General features: G+C 68.9%; 13 protein-coding genes and 1 rRNA gene. 6 read left to right on the plus strand and 8 right to left on the minus strand.

The window, feature by feature from the left end:
• Positions 1-8: 8 nt before the first annotated feature.
• A 5S ribosomal RNA gene (gene rrf / locus ACYVBN_RS17020) occupies positions 9-126 on the plus strand.
• A 158-nt stretch (positions 127-284) separates the two neighbouring features.
• Complete coding sequence (lysX, locus tag ACYVBN_RS17025; RefSeq protein ID WP_460601548.1) at positions 285-3707, plus strand: class-II aminoacyl-tRNA synthetase family protein; 3423 nt, start codon at positions 285-287, stop codon at positions 3705-3707.
• A gap of 3 nt (positions 3708-3710) precedes the next feature.
• Here lysX and ACYVBN_RS17030 read toward each other — a convergent pair whose 3' ends face one another.
• Positions 3711-4196: a phosphoribosyltransferase gene (locus tag ACYVBN_RS17030; protein WP_460601549.1), complete on the minus strand. Its 486-nt coding sequence runs from the start codon at positions 4194-4196 to the stop codon at positions 3711-3713.
• A gap of 50 nt (positions 4197-4246) precedes the next feature.
• Between ACYVBN_RS17030 and ACYVBN_RS17035 the strand changes: the two genes are divergently transcribed.
• Entirely contained in the window at positions 4247-5227 is a 981-nt protein-coding gene (locus tag ACYVBN_RS17035) for an amidohydrolase family protein (protein ID WP_460601550.1), read from the plus strand.
• Here ACYVBN_RS17035 and ACYVBN_RS17040 read toward each other — a convergent pair.
• A complete protein-coding gene (locus tag ACYVBN_RS17040) occupies positions 5143-7137 on the minus strand; it encodes a thioredoxin domain-containing protein (protein ID WP_460601551.1) in 1995 nt (664 codons plus the stop codon). The two genes, ACYVBN_RS17035 and ACYVBN_RS17040, sit on opposite strands and share 85 nt — an antisense overlap.
• Before the next feature lie 12 nt (positions 7138-7149).
• A complete protein-coding gene (locus ACYVBN_RS17045; protein WP_460601552.1) occupies positions 7150-7878 on the minus strand; it encodes a type 2 periplasmic-binding domain-containing protein in 729 nt (242 codons plus the stop codon).
• Between the two features lie 111 nt (positions 7879-7989).
• On the opposite strand from ACYVBN_RS17045, the gene ACYVBN_RS17050 reads away from it, so the two are divergent.
• Positions 7990-8613, plus strand: coding sequence for a ClpP family protease (locus tag ACYVBN_RS17050; RefSeq protein ID WP_440282433.1), 624 nt, complete (start codon positions 7990-7992; stop codon positions 8611-8613).
• Entirely contained in the window at positions 8610-9203 is a 594-nt protein-coding gene (locus ACYVBN_RS17055; protein ID WP_460601553.1) for a ClpP family protease, read from the plus strand. The genes ACYVBN_RS17050 and ACYVBN_RS17055 overlap by 4 nt, the downstream gene beginning before the upstream one ends.
• 3 nt (positions 9204-9206) lie before the next feature.
• Here ACYVBN_RS17055 and ACYVBN_RS17060 read toward each other — a convergent pair whose 3' ends face one another.
• Together ACYVBN_RS17060 and ACYVBN_RS17065 are read right to left on the minus strand one after the other, a co-directional pair.
• Complete coding sequence (locus tag ACYVBN_RS17060; protein ID WP_460601554.1) at positions 9207-9578, minus strand: helix-turn-helix domain-containing protein; 372 nt, start codon at positions 9576-9578, stop codon at positions 9207-9209.
• 93 nt (positions 9579-9671) lie between these two features.
• Positions 9672-10994: an MFS transporter gene (locus ACYVBN_RS17065; RefSeq protein WP_460601555.1), complete on the minus strand. Its 1323-nt coding sequence runs from the start codon at positions 10992-10994 to the stop codon at positions 9672-9674.
• A 93-nt stretch (positions 10995-11087) separates the two neighbouring features.
• On the opposite strand from ACYVBN_RS17065, the gene ACYVBN_RS17070 reads away from it, so the two are divergent.
• On the plus strand, positions 11088-12173 hold the full coding sequence (locus ACYVBN_RS17070; protein WP_460601556.1) for a LacI family DNA-binding transcriptional regulator: 1086 nt from the start codon (positions 11088-11090) through the stop codon (positions 12171-12173).
• A gap of 309 nt (positions 12174-12482) precedes the next feature.
• On the opposite strand, the gene ACYVBN_RS17075 is transcribed toward ACYVBN_RS17070, so the two are convergent.
• From ACYVBN_RS17075 to ACYVBN_RS17085, 3 genes are all read right to left on the minus strand, one after another.
• Positions 12483-15896 (minus strand): error-prone DNA polymerase, encoded by a 3414-nt coding sequence (locus ACYVBN_RS17075; RefSeq protein WP_460601557.1) that lies wholly within the window; start codon positions 15894-15896, stop codon positions 12483-12485.
• A 117-nt stretch (positions 15897-16013) separates the two neighbouring features.
• Positions 16014-17597 carry a DNA polymerase Y family protein gene (locus ACYVBN_RS17080; RefSeq protein ID WP_460601558.1) on the minus strand — a complete coding sequence of 528 codons (1584 nt, stop codon included), beginning with the start codon at positions 17595-17597 and terminating at the stop codon, positions 16014-16016.
• A 67-nt stretch (positions 17598-17664) separates the two neighbouring features.
• Positions 17665-18273 (minus strand): hypothetical protein, encoded by a 609-nt coding sequence (locus ACYVBN_RS17085; protein WP_460601559.1) that lies wholly within the window; start codon positions 18271-18273, stop codon positions 17665-17667.
• Position 18274: the final 1 nt, after the last annotated feature.

Consider the following 18274-nt stretch of genomic DNA (forward strand, 5'->3'; position numbering starts at 1 on the left):
CACAGGGTTACGGCGGTTATAGCGAAGTGGGAAACGCCCGGTCACATCCCGAACCCGGAAGCTAAGCCCTTCAGCGCCGATGGTACTGCACTCGGTAGGGTGTGGGAGAGTAGGACACCGCCGAACAATCATTCAATGTGGCCCCGCCTGAGTCAGGCGGGGCCACATTTCTTTGTGCCGGTCGGCCCTCTGATGCGCCGACGGCTTCGGCGATTTCTTATCTTCGCAACTGTAGGATCGGCCCGACGTTCGAGAGTCGTGCGTGAGGGCGAAGGAGCGCAGGTGTGATCGGCGACGTGGGGTGGGTCCCGAAACTGTTGCGTGGCTCGTTCAACCCGTACGGCGGCCCGACCGTCCGGCAACGCACTCCGGTGCCGTGGCGCGAACTCGTCGCTCGCTGGACCGGACGTGCCTTCATGTTCGGCGCGGTCCTCTCCCTGCTCAGTGTGCCGTTGCACGACAACATCGTCGTCTCGATCATCGACGACGTCCTCGGCCTGGTGAACGTGCCGGCCGAACCGAGCCTGTTCATCGTCTGCTTGCTGTTCGTGCTCGCGGGCGCGGTGCGGCGACGGCTTCGGTTCGGTCACACGGTCGTCGTGGTGCTCATGTTCCTCAGCGTGCTCAGCAGCCTCTTGTTGCTGCTCGGTGCCATCTTCCGCCAGGACTGGTTGCAGGACTCACGGCTGACCGGGTTCGATCGGGACTATCACTCGTTCGTCACGAGTGTGCCGACCACCGCCGTGGCTTTCGTGATCGGCCTCGCGGTCCTTCTCGCCGTCGCGGCGAGCCGGCGCTGCTTTCCCGCACGTCTGGCGGAAGGAAGCCGGACCGCTGCTGCCGCCGTCCTGGTCAGTGGCCTGCTGGCCTCCTTCCTCATCACCTTCGCCATCTCGGCGACGGCCGACAACACGCTGCGCGGCACGCATGAGATCGCTCGCTTCGCGCTCCGGTCCACCTTCGGCTTCACTTCCGAACCCGGCACTCCGGGACTGCACGGTCATTCCGGTCACCCGTGGGTCTACGGGCTGGCCGGCATCATGTCGACCATCGCCCTGTTGCTCGCGAGCCTGGTCTTCCTGCGCTCCGGACGCGGCCGGCAGTTCCAGACGGCGGACGAGGAGCTCGCCATCCGCCGGCTGCTGCTGCTGCACGGGGAGGGGGACTCCCTCGGCTACTTCGCCACCCGCCGCGACAAGAGCGTGGTGTTCTCACCCGACGGTCAGGCGGCGGTCACCTACCGCAACGAAGGCAGCGTCAGCGTCGCGAGCGCGGACCCGATCGGCCGGCCCGCATCCTGGCAGTCCGCCATACAGGCATGGCTCGAGCAGTGCCGTTCCCATGGTCTCTATCCTGCGGTGCTGTCCAGTTCCGAGCACGGTTCGCACGAGTATGTCGAAGCCGGGCTGAAGGCCTTCGCGCTGGGTGACGAGGCGATCATCGACGTGGAGACCTTCTCCCTGCGCGGCCGGTCCATGCGGCCGGTGCGCCAGGCGGTGACCCGTCTACGCCGTGCCGGCTACACCACCCGGGTCCGGCGGCACGCCGAGTTGTCCACTGCCGAGCTCGACACCATCGGCGAGCTGGCCGAGCAGTGGCGCGGCGAGGAGACCGAACGCGGCTTCTCGATGGCGCTCAACCGGTTGGGCGATCCAGCCGACGGCCGCTGTGTGATCATCACGGCGCACGATGCGAGCGGACGGATCCGCGGCTTCCTGTCGTTCGTGCCCTGGGGGGTGCGCGGGGCGTCGCTCGACCTGATGCGGCGTGACAGGGACGCCGAGAACGGCCTCAACGAATATCTCGTCTCCGAGCTGATCGAGGCCGCGCCAGAGCACGGCATACGGCGGATCTCGTTGAACTTCGCCGTTTTCCGTGAGGTGTTCAGCAGCGCCGATCAGGTCGGCGCCGGCCCGATCACCCGGCTCAACGACGCTGCGTTGTCGTTCGCCTCGCGCTTCTTCCAGTTGGAGACCCTCTACCGGTCCAACGACAAGTACAAGCCCACCTGGGTGCCCCGGCTGCTGTGCTACGACCCGGCACTGACGGTGCCGCGTGCCGGGCTGGCGATGGGCATCGCCGAGGGTTTCGTGCCGATGATGGGCCCACGTGTGCTGACCGGTCCGCGACCGTCGGATGTGCAGCCACCTCGGGCGGAGCCGTGGTTCGTGGATCGCGTGCGGGAGCAGGAGAACGCCCTGCTGCTCCCGCCGCCGCCGCCGGTCCGGCTCTCCGAGCAGCAGCGGGTGCGACGGGACAAACTCGAGGTGCTCGACGAGGCCGGCGTCAACGGATATCCGGTGGCCGTCCAGCGGACCGATCGCGCCTACGACATCCGCCAGCGGTATGCCGCACTGCCTCCGGACCGGGTCACTGATCAGGTGGTCTCCGTCGCCGGCCGGGTGCGCGCGTTGCGCGACCTGGGTGGCGTGAGCTTCGCGGTGCTGGAGGACGGGTACGAGACGTTGCAGGTGATCGTCACGGCGGCGGATTCGCCGGACGACGCCCGGTGTCTGTGGCGCCGCACCGTGGACCTGGGCGACCTGGTCAGCGTGACCGGCCCCGTGGCGACCTCCCGCACCGGGGAGTTGTCGGTGCTGCTGCACTCCTGGCAGATGGCCGCGAAGTGCTTGCGCCCGGTACCCGGTCTCGGTGTCCTGCCCAGCGAGGACACCCGTGCGCGCAATCGCTCGCTCGAGCTCATCCTCGACCGGGACGCTCGGCGGCTGCTGGTACAGCGTTCGGCCGCTGTCCGCGCGATGCGTGAGACCTTCCAGGACCGCGGATATCTCGAGGTGGAGACACCGATGCTGCAGCCGGTGCACGGCGGGGCGGCGGCGCGGCCCTTCGCCACCCACATCAACGCCTACAACATGGAGCTCTATCTGCGGATCGCGCCGGAGCTCTACCTGAAGCGGCTCGCGGTCGGTGGCATGCAACGCATCTTCGAGATCGGCCGCAACTTCCGCAACGAGGGCGTCGATGCGACGCACAACCCGGAATTCACCTCGCTGGAAGCCTATGCGGCCTACAGCGATTACACGACCATGCGGGAACTCACCCGTGACGTGCTGCTCAACGTGGCGACCGCCGTCCACGGCCGGCCGGTGGCGCTGCGGCCCGACGGCTCCGGCGGGTATGACGAGGTCGACCTTTCCACCCCGTGGCCCATCATGACCGTGCACGATGCAGTCTCCCACGCGACCGGCGTGCCGATCAGCACTGCCACGGAGCGCGAGGCGGTCGCGCAGATCTGCCGCGACCACGGCATCCCGGTGCACTCCGATCAGTCCGTCGGAAAACTCGTCATGGAGCTGTACGAAGCACTCGTGGAGAAGCAGACGATCTTCCCCACGTTCTACTGCGACTTCCCCGTCGAAGTGTCCCCACTGGCCCGGCGGCACCGGGACAACCCGCTGCTGACCGAACAGTGGGACCTGGTGGCGTTCGGCACGGAGCTGGGCACGGCATACAGCGAACTGACCGACCCCGTGGACCAACGGCAACGCTTCACCCAGCAGTCGCTTGCCGCCGCGGGCGGTGACGTGGAGGCGATGCAGCTGGACGAGGCGTTCCTCGCCGGGCTGGAGCTCGCCATGCCGCCGACCGGTGGCTTGGGCATCGGGGTCGACCGGGTGGTGATGATGCTCACCGGACAGAACATCAAGGCGACGCTGGCGTTCCCGTTCCTGCGCCCGCAGGGCTGAGGGTCACCCGATCTCGGGCTGACTCGACCAGGGGAAGTCGATCCACTGATCCGTGCGTTTCCAGACGTATTCGCACTTGACGATCGAGCGCGACTTCTCGTAGATCACCGCCGAGCGGGTCTCCTTGACGTGGCCCTCGCAGAACCTGCGCACCAGATCCAGGGTGCCGCCGGTGTCTGCCACATCGTCGATGATCAGCACCGTCGCACCGGACAGGTCGACCGGCTGGGGCACCGGCGGGAGCATCACCGGCATCGGCAGGCGCTCGTCCACGCCGGTGTAGAACTCGACGTTGAGCACGTGCACGTTCTTCATCCCGAGCGCGTAGCTGATCGCGCCGGCGGGGATGAGTCCGCCACGGGCGATGGAGATGATCAGGTCCGGCCGGTATCCGTCGTCGTGGATCGCTCGGGCGAGCTCTCGGCTCGCGCTGCCGAACAGGTCCCAGCTGAGGATTTCCCGCTGGGCCGGTGAAGACGCGTCAGTCATGGCTCCATTCAACTCCAGGTCGGTGCGGGCCGTGTCGCTAAGCTGGCGCCATGGCGGCTCCGACGCAGGCCCAGCAGACCACGCCGCGTGGACCGGCCACCGACGCCGACATCCCCGATCACCTTCGGACGCTGGGCATTCCCGGCCTTGCGGACGTCCATGTGCACTTCCTGCCCGAGCCGATGCTGCGCAAGGTGTGGGCCTACTTCGACGCAGCCGCAGGCCACTACGGTGCGCCGTGGCCCATCACCTACCGCTTCGACGAGGCGACCCGGCTCGCCGTGCTGCGCGGCTTCGGCGTGCGGGCCATCCCGGCGCTGACCTATCCGCACAAGCCCGGTATGGCGCGCTGGCTGAACGACTGGAACGCGGACTTCGCGCGACGGGTGCCCGACGGCGTCCACTGCGCCACGCTCTACCCCGAGCCCGACGTCGCCGACTATGTGGGGCAGGCACTCGACGCCGGCGCACGACTGTTCAAGATGCACGTCCAGGTGGGCGCCTACGCGCCGGACGACGAACAGCTGGACGGCGCCTGGGCACAGCTGGCCGATGCCGGGACACCAGTCGTCATACACGCGGGATCGGCACCGTTGGCAGGGGAGTTCACCGGATCCGAGCGGATCAGCCGGGTGCTGGCGAAACACCCGCAGCTCACCCTGGTCGTCGCGCACGCCGGCATGCCGGAATACCACCAGTTCGCCGACCTGGTGGAGCGCTTCCCGAACGTGTGGCTGGACACCACCATGGTCGCCACCGATTTCACCGAGCGCTTTGCCCCGCTGCCGGACGGGTATGTCCCGCGCTTGGCACAGCTCGGCGATCGGGTCGTCCTGGGGTCCGACTACCCGAACATCCCGTACCCCTACGCACATCAGTTGTCGGCGCTCGCACGACTCGACCTGGGTGCCGAATGGCTTCGAAAAGTGTTGTGGGAAAACGGCGCTCAGCTGTTGCGGCTCGACGGGCCGGTCAGCTCACCGAGCAGCGCGTCGCGATCGCTGACCGGCGTCCGGCAGACGAAACCATGACAGACATAGGCCGCCGATCGGCCGGCCACCAGGGGACGGTCGGCGAGCAGTGGGCTCTGCTCGGAGTCGGGACGGCCGTGCACGATGACCGTCCCCGCCGCGGGCATGCTCCACGCGGTGCGCGCCAGCCCGCGGGCTGCTCGATCGTCGCCCACCACGGCGACCTGCACCGGACCGGCCAACGCTGCTTCCCCGACGGCCAGGGCCCATCCGGCGAATCGCGGCGCCTGCGTGGCGATCTCGCCCATCGCCGCAAGCGCCGACTCGGCCCGCGCGCGGCTGGCGGTGTCTCCGGTCAGCGCGCTGAGGGTGAGCAGTGCGCCGGCCAGGCTGGAGGTGCCGCACGGCTCGGCGTTGTCTCCGGCACCGCGCGGGGTGAAGAACAATTGCTCCCCGTCTGCGGCCGCATCCCGGAAGCCGCCGGAATCGTCGGAGAACAATCGCTGCGCGGTGGTCAGCAGTTCTGCGGCGGCCGTCAGGTAGCGCCGCTCGCCGGTTGCCTGGTGCAAGACGAGAAGCGCATCACCGAAGTTGCCGTAGTCGTCCGCGACGGCGTCGGCCGCCCCGATCCGGCCGGCCAACGAGGTGCGGCGCAGGCGTCCGCCCACGATGTGTCGCGCGAGCAGGAAATCGGCTGCAGTCGTTGCCGCATCGAGCCATTCGTGCTCTCCGAGGATCATCGCTGCTTCGGCCAGCGCCGCGATGGCCAGGCCGTTCCATGAGGTGACGACCTTGTCATCGCGCGCGGGCTGCGGGCGACGCGAACGCCGGTCGAGCAGCGTCCTGCGGGTCGCCTCCCACCAATCGAGGTATTCCGGGTCCTGCGCGAGCTGAAGAGTCGAGGTGCCGTGCTCGAAGGTGCCTGGTGCGGTCACGCCGAGCAGTTCGGCTGCACGATCGGCATCGTCATCGGTCAGGACCTCCCGCAGCTCGGCCGGCGACCAGACGTAGGTCGCTCCCTCCACGGCGTCGGTGTCGGCGTCGAGGGCGCTGGCGAAAACGCCCTCGGCCGTGCCGAGGTCGCGAATGATGAACTGCGCCGTCTCAGTGGCGATGCGCGCCGCCAGTGGCGCTCGGCGCGCGCGCCACAGGTGCGCATAGACGCGCAGCAGCTGGGCATTGTCGTAGAGCATCTTCTCGAAGTGCGGCACCGTCCACGTCGCGTCGACGCTGTAGCGGGCGAACCCGCCGGCGAGCTGGTCGTAGATGCCACCGCGGGCCATGGCCTCGCAGGTGTGCTCGGCCATCGCCAGGGCTGTCTCGTTGCCGGTGCGGACGTGGTGGCGGAGAAGGAACTCCAGCACCATGGACGGCGGGAACTTGGGCGCGTCACCGAAACCGCCGTACGTCTGGTCGTACGACGCCCGCAGTGCGGCGACGGCCTCAGCGGCGACCTCGTCGGTGAGGGCTGCGGTGCTGCCACGCGTCGCGGCGGCGGCCAGTTGCCCGGCGACACTCTCGCCCGAGGCCCTGACCTCCTCGCGCTGGTGGTCCCAGGCGTGTTTCGCCGCCGAGAGCAGCTGCAGGAACTGCGGTTTCGGAAGGTAGGTGCCGGCGAAGAACGGCTTGCCGTCCGGCGTCAGCAAACAGGTCATCGGCCAGCCGCCACTGCCGGTCATCGCGGTCGTGGCCGTCATGTAGGCGGCATCGATGTCGGGCCGTTCCTCGCGGTCGACCTTGATCGCGACGAAGGACGCGTTGATCGCCGCCGCGACCTGCGCATCCTCGAACGACTCGTGTGCCATGACGTGGCACCAGTGGCAGGCGGCGTAGCCGACCGACAACAGGATCGGCAGGTCCCGGTCCGCCGCGTCCTGTAGCGCTTCCGCGCCCCACTCCTGCCAGTCGACCGGGTTGTCCGCGTGCTGACGCAGGTAGGGGCTGAGGGATTCCGCGAGACGGTTGGGCATGTCTCCAGCCTGTCATCCGCGGCCGCGTGGCGCGGCGAGCCCCTCGGACTGACCGGAGCTGCGCAGCGCCTCCGCGACGAAACCGTCGGCGGCCAAGCGGTCCAGCAGGTTGTCCAGCCACTGCGTGGTGCTCGGCGCGGCGAACGGCCCGGTGGCCATCGCCTGGCGGATCTGCATGAACGGTTCGTCGAGCAGCCGTATGCCGCCCTGCGCATGGGCGAACTCGGTCACCGGCTCGCGGATGCCCGCGGCGACGTCCAGTTGCTGTTCGAGGAACACTGCGGTCCCGTCGACGCCGCGGACGATCGTCGCGTGCTGCAGCGTCCGGGTCAGGAACAGGTCGTATGCCGAGCCCTCCTTCACGCCGACCCGCACACCGGTGGCGTCGACATCCGACGGTGTGGTGCAGGACGACGCGTCCGGCACGGCATACACGCCGTCGATGAGCACGTAGGGCGCCGTGAAGGTGACCTCCCGCGCGCGAGCCGGCTCCACGGCCAGGAAGCCGAGCGTCGCGCTTCCTTCGACGACTTCGTGGAAGGACTTGCGCGCAGCGTCGAAGCAGTGGAACTCGACCTCGACGCCCAACCGCTCAGCGACCTGGCGGGCCAGGTCCACCGTGATCCCGCCGGGCCGGTCGGCGTCGCCATGTGCCAGCACCGGGTTGCCGAGGTTGATCGCCGCACGCAGCACCCCTTCGGGAGCCAGGTCGGCGCGTGCTCGATCGGAGTCCGCAGTCATGACCTGATCCTACGGACGAGGGTGGGGGGCCCGGGCGCCGCGACCGCGGAGTTCGCTGCTCACAGCAGTGAAACCTGTTTTTCCACAACGGCATTGTCAGATCCTGAGGGCATGTCCGAGGAACAACCCAGACCACCACATCCACTCAGTCGGCAACTCGCCGAGCATCTGCTCGATCAGCGGATCATCGTCCTCGACACCGCGCTCGACGACGAGATCGGCACTCGGCTCATCTCGCAGCTCTACCTGTTGTCTGCCGCCGACCCACGCGCGGACATCAGCTTCTGGATCAATTCACCCGGCGGTTCCGTGCCGGCGATGCTCGCGATCATGGACGTCATGCAGGCGATCCCGAACGACGTCTCGACGTTGGCGCTCGGATTGGCCTGCAGTGCAGGGCAGTTCATCCTCACCGCCGGGCAGCGGGGCAAGCGTTACGCGCTGCCGCACTCCAAGATCCTGATGCACCAGGGCAGTGCCGGTTTCGGCGGCACCGCCGTCGACATCGAGCTGCAGGCGGACGATCTGCGGCACACCCGGGACACCGTCCTCGGCATCACCGCCGAGCTGACCGGACAGCCGGCGGAGCGCATCTTCGAGGACTCACTGCGCGATCGCTGGTACACCGCCCAGGACGCTGTCGACTACGGGTTCATCGACCTGGTCATCGATGACCTCGACCGCATCAAACCACGGAAAACACCTGTCGGACTAGGAGTTTCGCAAGCGACATGAGTGCGTACACCATCCCGAACGTGATCGCTTCGTCGCCGCGCGGTGACCGGGTGATGGACGTCTACAGCCACCTGTTGTCGGAGCGGATCGTCTATCTCGGCACGGAGATCGACGATGGTGTCTCCAATGCGCTGATCGCGCAGATCCTGCACCTGGAGTCGGTGAACCCGGACCAGGAGATCAATCTCTACATCAATTCGCCGGGTGGCTCGCTGACCGCGACATTCGCGGTGTATGACGCCATGCAGTTCGTGCGATCACCGGTCGCGACGACCTGTGTCGGCCAGGCCTGCTCGACGGCCGCGATCCTGCTGGCGGCCGGCGCACGGGGCAGACGCAGCGTGTTGCCGCACTCCCGGGTGTTGCTGCACCAGCCGTCCGGCAGCGGCCGCGGCGCCATACCGGACATCATTCTGGCGGCGGACGAGGTGATCCGGCTGCGTTCGGAGGCCGAAGAGGTGCTGGCGCACCACACGGGCCAGCCGATCGATGCCCTGCGCAAGGACACCGACCGCGACCGGATCTTCACGCCGCAGGCGGCCGTCGACTATGGCCTGGCCGATGAGGTGATGGCCTATCGCAGCAGCTGAAGGTCAGGCTGCCAGTGCGACGGGGCCGCGCAGTGGCGCCGGTGCCGACCGAACGGCGCCGCCGGGCAGCTCCAGGAGCTGCTCGGCCCGAGCGCGCGCGGACTCCCGGCGCAGCTCCCGGACGGTCAGGTCGGTGACCTCCGCCAGAGTGCAGTCCAGGGCACCGGCGATGGCTGCGACGACCTCCGATGAGGGGTCCTTGCGGCCGCGTTCGACCTCTGAGAGGTATTGGGCGGAGATGCCCGCGCGTTGCGCGGTGGTGGTGATGGTGCGTCGCCGGTGCAGGCGGAGCAGTCGCAACTGCGCGCCGAGCACCTCCCGCCAGAGCGGCTCGACGATCGAACGTTGCTGCCGGAGCTGTCGCACTTCACCCATGGATCGACGGTAGCCTCGCCGGCCCGCCGTACCCCACGCTTTCTGCTGTGGGCAGAACTCTCACCATGCCGAATGGCGGCTCCGAGAGAGCCGTCATTCTCGGAAGCAACCGGGTGGGAGGACCGCCGGGTCGGACGTGGTGCACGCGGGGAAGTGCGGCTCGGCCGGCGCCGCGGTAGTGACCGCCAGGTCGTCCGGCTCGCGCACCGCGGGCACCAGGCCCAGGGCGATGGTCGCGGCGGCGCCCACGGCCAGCAGTGCGTGGAGCACTCCGACGTGCTCACCCAGCAGTCCCAGCAGCGGCGGCCCGGCGAGGAACGCGGTGTAGGCGATGGTGCTGATGACCGAGATGCGCGCATTCGCACGCACCGGGTCGTCCGCCGCAGCGCTCATCCCCACCGGGAAACCGAGCGAGACGCCGAAGCCCCAGACCACGATGCCGGCGTAGGCCAGCGCGGTCGGTGCGAAGACGACGACGAGGCAACCGACGACCGCGAGAGCGAAGCAGACCCGCAACACCGGGACGCGACCGAACCGGTCGAGCAGTTTGGTGCCGATGAGGCGCCCTGCCGTCATACAGGACAGGAAGGTGGCGAACGCCAGCACGCCCGCCCACGTCGGGACGTGGTGCCCCTCGACGAACGCCAGCGACAACCAGTCGTTGGCGGTGCCCTCGGTGAACGCCGCGACGAGCGTCACCACGCCGATCAACAGGACGCGCGGGTCGAGCCACACGCTGAGATGCGAAACCCGTTCGCCCGCAGCCGGATCGGGCGTCGTCCCGGGTGCCTTCTCGGGCAACCGCGGCAGGGTGCCGAAACCATGGGTGGCCCACAACCCGACGCCGGCGAGGAGACACATCATGGCGCCCACGTGCAACCAGACCGGGACGTGCGCGGCGGTCGCTCCGGCCCCGATGAGGGCCGCCAGCACGGTGCCGCCGCTGAACAGGGCGTGGAAGCGAGGCATGATCGAGCGGCCGAGATGCCGCTCGGCGATGGCGCCCTCCAGGTTCATCACGACGTCCCAGAGGCCGATGCCCCACCCGGCGACGACGAGGAACGCCACGGCGGTCCAGTGGTGGCGAGTGGCCACCGATGTCGCGGTGCCGATGTATGCCGCGGTGGTGAGCAGCGCGGCCAGCCGCACCGCGACCCGGGAACCGAGACGGCCGGCGATCCAACCGGACATCGGCAAACCGAGAACGCTGCCGATCGAGCCGGAGATCAGGAAGAGCCCGAGGCCGGCGGGCGACAGGCCGAGCAGCGACTTCACGTCGGGCAGGCGGGACGCGAATGTGGCGAACGCCGCACCGTTGAGGGCGAACATGACGGTGACGGCGAGGATCGCCCGGCGGATCCGGGCGTCGTCGGGCCGGGCGGCCAGTGGTGGTGCCGCCCGCTCGGTCATCGTCATGCCGTTCCTCTCCTGGTGCGACTCCAGTCGGTCGGGGAGATCCGGGGAGCCGTCGAATCGATTCGATCGAATCGATTCGATAGTGTGCTCCACATGCCAGTCGCAGGTCAAGCGGGTCACGGGACGACCCCGCGGGTCACCCTGCGTGACGTGGCGGACCTGGCCGGGGTCGCGACCTCGACGGCGTCGCTGGTCTTCAGCGGCAACAAACCGGTCGCCACGGAGACCGCGGAACGCGTCCGGGCGGCCGCCGCACAGCTCGGCTACGGGGGGCCGGACCCGATGGCGTCGTCCTTGCGTCAGGGACGCAGCGGGGTGATCGCGGCGGTCGTGGAGCGGCGCATCCTGCACGCCTTCCGCGACCCGTATGTCGTCTCGGTGCTCGACGGCCTGTCCCAGGTGCTCGGTGAGATGGGGCACGGACTGCTGCTGTTGCCCGACACCGCCGAGGGGTATGGCGACAGCGGGCCCCACGTGTCACGCGTCGCGGCGGATGCTGCGGTCTTCATGCTCTGCGGCGACGAGAACAACCTGCTGGCACAGCAATTCGCCCTTCGGGGAGTGCCGATCGTCGGAACGGGCGCACCGCGCGGGGCCGATGTGCAGGTGACCGCGGACGAGCGTGCGGCCTCTCGCACCATCGCGCAGCTGTTGCACGATCTCGGCCACCGCCGGGTCGGACACGTGATGATGCCGTTGGCGTGGGGAGGGACGACCGGCCCACGCACGATCGCGCAGGTGCGGCGCAGCCGTTTCCCGGACACGCGGGACCGGGCGATCGGGGTGCGCGACGTGTTCGCGACCGCGCCGCTGATCGAGGCGGAGGAGCCGGACTTCGATTCCGGCTACGCCGCTGCACGGCTGCTGCTGGACGCTGAGCGGCCGCCGACCGCGATCATCGCGCAGAGCGACCTACTCGCGGCGGGTGCGGTGCAGGCCGCACTCGACCGCGGGCTGCGCGTGCCCGAGGACCTCTCGGTGACCGGATACGACGGTGTGTCGCTGCCGTGGTTCCCGCGGACGCTCACCACGATCGACCAGCATCCGATCGACAAGGGCCGCGCCGTCGGGGAGGTCGTGCGCGACCTGCTGGCGGGTGAGCAGGTCGCCGACGTGACCGTGCCGGTGACGCTGCGGGAGGGTGACACCACCGGCCCCGCGCCGCGCGGTGCGACCTGATCGTCGACTGACGCAGTTGGCATCGACTGACGCACGTGCAACGGCGTCACTCGGCACCAAGTGCGTCAGTCGGTGGATTCATCGTCGTCACGCTGCGTCGGATCTCATCGTGCGGCGCGAGCCAAGCCGTATGCCGACCGAGTGACCTGGCTCGAGGGTGGCGCGACGGCTCCGTCTCGACACTGCGTTTTCGCGAGTATGACGAGATCACGCGCGACCTTGCCCGACACGGCTTCGAGGTCGTCGAGGTACGCGACGCGCCGGACCGGCCGGGCAAGGAGTGGGTCTTCCTCGCGCGCCGGGTGACCGTCACCGGAAGTCGCGGGACCTGGTCCGCACATGGATCGTGAGGTGCTCCAGGCGATCGGCGAGCAAGTTGGTGACACCGTCCTCGGAACGCTCCAGGATGCCGCGCACCACCATGGCCGGTGACGCACGTGCGATGCGCCGATAGCGGTGCCACACTCCGCGCGACACAATGACATTCAGGATGCCGGTCTCGTCCTCCACATTGACGAAGGTGATGCCACCCGCCGTCGCCGGGCGCTGCCGATGGGTGACCACTCCACCGACGTGCACCCGGCGACCGGTCTGGAAACCTTGCAGTTGCTCGATCGGCAGCACACCACGCGCATCCAGATCGGCGCGGACATGCCGGATCGGGTGATCGCCCGGACTGATCCCGGTCGCCTGCAGGTCGTGCATCAGCAGTTCGCCGATGGACAGCTCCGGCAACAGCGGTGGCTGGTAGGGCACTCGCACCGGCAACTGGTCACCACGGATCGAGGCGGCCTCCGCCGAACGCCATAGAGCGTCCCGGCGGGATCCGGTCAAGGCGTCCAACGCACCGGACAGTGACAGCGCCTCCATCTGCTCGGTGTCCAGGTCCGCACGCCGTGCCAGGTCGGCCAGGTCGGTGAACGGCCCGTCGAGATCTCGGGTGCGCACGATGCGCTCAGCCGCGCTCTCCCCGAGGGAGGAGATGTCGGCCAGGCCGAGTCGCACCGCGAAATGCCAGTCGCGTCGGTGCAACTGCCAGTCGGGTGGTGCCGATGCGTCGAAATCACCGATCTCCTCTTGCGTGTGGTCGCGCAGGCAGTCGTCGCGACCACCGCGCTGCTGCACGGCATCGGCGGAGTCCGGCTCGAGGTCGGCGTGCACACCCGAGCGCAGCAGATCGGGTGAGCGCACCTCCACCCCGTGCCGGCGGGCATCACCGGTGAGGGTCTGCGGCGAATAGAACCCCATCGGCTGCGACCGCAACAGACCGGCCAAAAAGGCTGCGGGGTAATGCAATTTGAGCCACGAACTGGCGTAGACCAGCACGGCGAAACTGAGCGCGTGCGACTCGGCGAAACCGAAATTGGCGAACGCCTCGATCTTGGCGTAAATCTCCTGCGCAGTCTCCGGCGGTATGCCGTTGCGGGCCATGCCGTCATACAACTTGGTGCGCAACGAGTCGATGCGCTCCACCCCGCGCTTGGACCCCATCGCTCGCCGCAGCAGATCCGCGTCCGCCGGGCTGCAGTCGCCGACCGCGATCGCCATCTGCATCAACTGCTCCTGGAAGAGCGGCACCCCGAGCGTGCGCTCGAGCACCGGCTCCAGCAGCGGATGCGAATAGCTGACCGGCTCCTTGCCGGTGCGCCGGCGGATGTAGGGATGGACCGCACCGCCCTGGATCGGTCCGGGACGGATCAGCCCGATCTCCACCGCCAGGTCGTAGAACGAGCGCGGCTTCAGCCGCGGAAGGGTGCCCATCTGTGCGCGGCTCTCGACCTGGAAGACACCGATCGAGTCGGCCCGGCACAGCATGTCGTAGACGCCGGGCTCGTTGCGCGGCAACGTCTCGATGCGCCACCGCTCGTCGGTGTGCCGCTCGACCAGGTCGAAGGTGTGCTGCAGGGCGGCCAGCATGCCGAGCCCGAGCAGGTCGAACTTCACCAGCCCCATCCAGGCGCAATCGTCCTTGTCCCATTGCAGGACAGTCCGATCCGTCATCCGTGCGTGCTCGATCGGGCACACCTCGCTCACCGGCCGGTCGGTGAGGACCATGCCCCCGGAGTGGATGCCGAGGTGCCGCGGGTAACTGAGCACCTGTGTCGCCAGCTCGATCACCGGCGCCGGGATGTCATGGTCGGCGCTGGAGATCTCCGCGCCGAACCGCTCCACCTGCCGGGACCACGCGTCCTGCTGCCCCTGACTCGCACCGAGCGCTTTGGCCATGTCGCGCACGGCGTTCTTGGGCCGGTAGGTGACGACGTTGGCGACCTGCGCCGCATTGCGCCGGCCGTAGCGCTGATAGACGTGCTGGATGACCTCCTCCCGTCGCCCGGAGTCGAAGTCGACGTCGATGTCGGGGGCCTCCTCGCGCAACTCGGACAGGAAGCGTTCGAAGGGCAGTTCGTAGAAGAGAGGGTCGATCACCGTGATGCCCAGGACGTAGCAGACCGCGGAGGCTGCAGCCGAACCGCGCCCCTGGCACAGGATGCCGCGGCCCCTGGCGAACTGCACGATCTCGTGCACGATCAGGAAATATCCCGGAAAGTCTTTCTTCTCAATGACATTCAATTCACGTTCGATGCGTGCGTATGCCGCCCGGTCGCTCTTCGGGTAGCGCTCCGCCGCCCCGCGCATCGTCAACTCGCGCAGCCAGCTCATCGGAGTGTGCCCGGGAGGAACCTCCTGACGGGGCAGCCGCGGCGATGCCGCGCGCAGGCTGAAGCCCAGGTCGTCGGCGATCTCGACGGTGCGTTCGACCGCACCCGGGAAGCGGCGCATGCGCTGTGCCATCTCCGCCCCGCTACGCACGTATGCCGACCCGTGCGCCGGCAGCCAGCTGTCCAGCTCCTCCAGGCTGCGGCGTGACCGGACCGCGGACAGCGCGGTGGCCAGCGGGAACTGCTCCGGGCCGGCGTAGTGCACTGCATTGGTCGCGACGGTGAGTGCGCTCGCCGCTCGGGCAACACCGGCGAGCCGGTCGCAGGTCGTGCTGTCGCGCGGATCGCCATGGTCGGTCAGTTCGACGAAGACATTGTCCTTGCCGAAAAGATCCTGCAGCGAACGCAATGCGGTCACAGCGGCGTCATGACCGCGTTGCGCGAGCGCGCTCGGCACGCTGCCCTTGCGGCATCCGGTCAACACCACCCAGTGGCCGTCGGCCTCCTCGGCCAGGGCCGGCAGATCGTAGAGCGGCTTGCCCTTCTCCGCGGCCTGCGCCAGCTGGCCTTCGGTGATCGCCCGGGCCAGCCGGCGGTAGCCTTCGGCGCCGCGCGCGAGAACCGACAGGTGCGTGCCCTCGGGGTCGGGCATGCCGTTCTGCGGAGCGGTCAGCCCCAAGGACAGCTCGGCGCCGAAAACGGTTGTCAGACCGTAACTCTCGGCCGCCTCCGCGAAACGCACGATGCCGTAGAGGCCGTCATGATCGGTGACGGCCAATCCGTGCAAGCGCTGTCGTGCGGCCTCGGTGACCAGCTCCTCGGGGGCCGCCGCACCGTCGAGGAAGCTGTAGTGGGAGTGCGCATGCAGCTCGGCATACGGCACCACGGGCCCTGTCGGTTCGCCCAGGTCGGACGGCCGGAACGGCTTGCGCTTGCGGGAGAACACCGGTCCGTCCCCGCCGTCGGCCGCACCCCACGAAGTCTTCCGCTCCTCGGGTCGTATGCCGTGGGACAACGCCTGCTCCAGCTGCGACCACGGTATGGCGGGATTGCTCCACCCCATCAGCCATCACCTCGCCGGATCTCTTGGCCTCGATACGGCTCCGCTAGCGCTCGGCCTACCCTTCGATACGGTCGTCGCAAGCTCCGACCTACTCTGGACGACGCTCGACCAGTGAGATCAGTCATACCTCGCCTCGGTGAACCAGGTATCGCCGTCGGCGAGCAACAGCCACGCTGTCGACCGGTTGTCAATCAGCTGGAAACGGTTGAGGCGCTTGCCTTTGCGCCACCAACGCTGCTGGATCGGCCACGGCCCCGCCCACTGCGCGATGCGCAGGTGCCCTTCAGCGGTGCGCAACCATGCCGGCTGCCCGCTGACCGCCCCACGGCCGTCGACGGTGACAGGTGTGCCGGTGTCGGTGAACACCTGCACCTGGCTCGCACTGCTGAAGACGGTGGCGGGGGCGGGGCCGGGCACGGTGCCCGGCCAAGGCTGCTCGAGGCGGCGCTCGCGGACCGTCGGCAGTGCATCGCCCCAGGGGCGCAGGACCCGGCGTTCGTGCAGGAGGCGTCCGCCGGCCACCGTCGAGGTGAGCACGGCATCATGGCCGAGCCGGTGCTGCAGGGTGGTCAGGGCGTGCTCGACCTTCTCGTCCGGCCGGTCACCCCACAGACCCTGGGCGTGGTGCTCGGCATTGTCGACCGACTCCGGGAGCACCTGCACCGAGAGCACCGACGCCCCCAGCGAGTCGTCGTCGACGGTAACCGCCTCCGCCGCGAGATCCTCCAGCTGCCAACGGATCCGGTCCAGCACCTCGACGCTCCCGAACTGCCAGGGATGCCGCCAGAGCCGCTGGAAGAGGGCATCGGGCTCGAGGTGGACGGTGACCCTGATCTCGGTGCAGATCAGCGAGGACCGGGTGAGCAGCCGGGCGAAGTGATCGGCTGCGGCCTCGCAGTGCGCGATGACCTGCTCGATCCGGTCCGTGGCCGGGTCGAAGCTGACCTGCATGCCTAGTTCGGGCGGCACCGTGCGCGGGACCAGGATGGGTGTGTCCTCGCCACCGGCGAGCTGATGTGCCCGCAGGCCGGCTGCGCCGAAGCGGGCATGCACCTGGTCGCGCGGCAACTGCGCCAGATCGCCGAGCTTGCGAATGCCCATGCGCTGCAACAGGTTGTCCAGCTTCTTGTCACACGCCACGCCGACCGGCAGGTCGGCGAGGAAGGCGGGCGACCCACCTGCGGGGACGAGATGCACCGGTGCGACGGTCGAACTGGCGTAGGCGGCCTGTTCGGCGGCGAAGAGGCCGTCCGCGACCGCGACGCGCAGGTCGACCGGCAGTCGCAGCTCGTGCCGGGTGAAGTCGTGCAGGTGGGCGAAGAGAGCGCTCGCGGCGGCGTGCTCGCTGCCGTAGAACCGACCCGCGCCCTGGGCACGAACCGCGGCGATGCCCGGCCGGACGACATGGACGTCGGGGATCTTCTCCTCGACAGCGTGCAGCACCGGCTCGAAAGCACGCGCCTCGGCCACCAGGTCGTGCGGTAGCACGATCAGCTCCGGGCACCGGTGCTGTGCCTGACGGATGCGCAGGCCGACGGTGACGCCTTCGAGCTTGGCGGCTGCGGAGCAGGCGACCACGAAGCCGCGATCGGTGAGTGCCAGTGGCGCGTCCGCTGCGATGCCCTGGGTGAGCCGCGCCGCCAGCACCGACCAGCCAGGGCACCAGAGGAGCATGACGCGCACCGGCGAGGAACCGATCATGGTCGGATCACACCCTCGGCCTCGATACACGGCTCGTTCCTCACCGCACTCGACCAGCGGGTGCCGGTCATGATCGGACCGGCAGGGTGAGGTCGACGTGCCGGGTGCGGTGACGCTCGGTCGTCGCGAGCCGCAGGACACCGCCGGAGAGGTGGCCGTGGCCGTCGTACAGGCCGTCCCAGCGGGTGATGCGCCCGGTGAGGGCGGCAGCGGCACGGGGCCAGTCGCCGAGGACGACCAGTGTGCTGCCGCTGGTCCGCAGCCGGGCGAGCAGGCGGGAGACCTCACCGCCGGAGAGGTGCTCCGGTGCTGTCGCGACGACCAGTGCGGTGACCTCGACCAAGGAGGCGACCACGGAGGTCCAATCGTCGGGGGAGACCTGGGGGACCAAGGCCAGCCGGTCGAGCCGGACACCCCATTCGGCTGCCGCCTCGATGCCCAGATCGGGGAGTCCGACGACACCGCACCACGAGCCGGCCAGGGACGGGCCGGCGAGCAGGGCGAGTGCGGCGCTCATGGAGCCCTGCAGGGTGTAGACCGCGCCGGCGCGCAGCCCACGGGGGAACAACTCGGTGAGGGCGGGATGCACCGGAACGCTGCCGGCGGCAGGTGTCTGCTCATGGCGCTGCAGCAGCTCGTGCAACTCGGCGACCCGCGTTGCGGTGGTGGCGGTCATG

Source organism: Flexivirga lutea, from assembly GCF_054778955.1.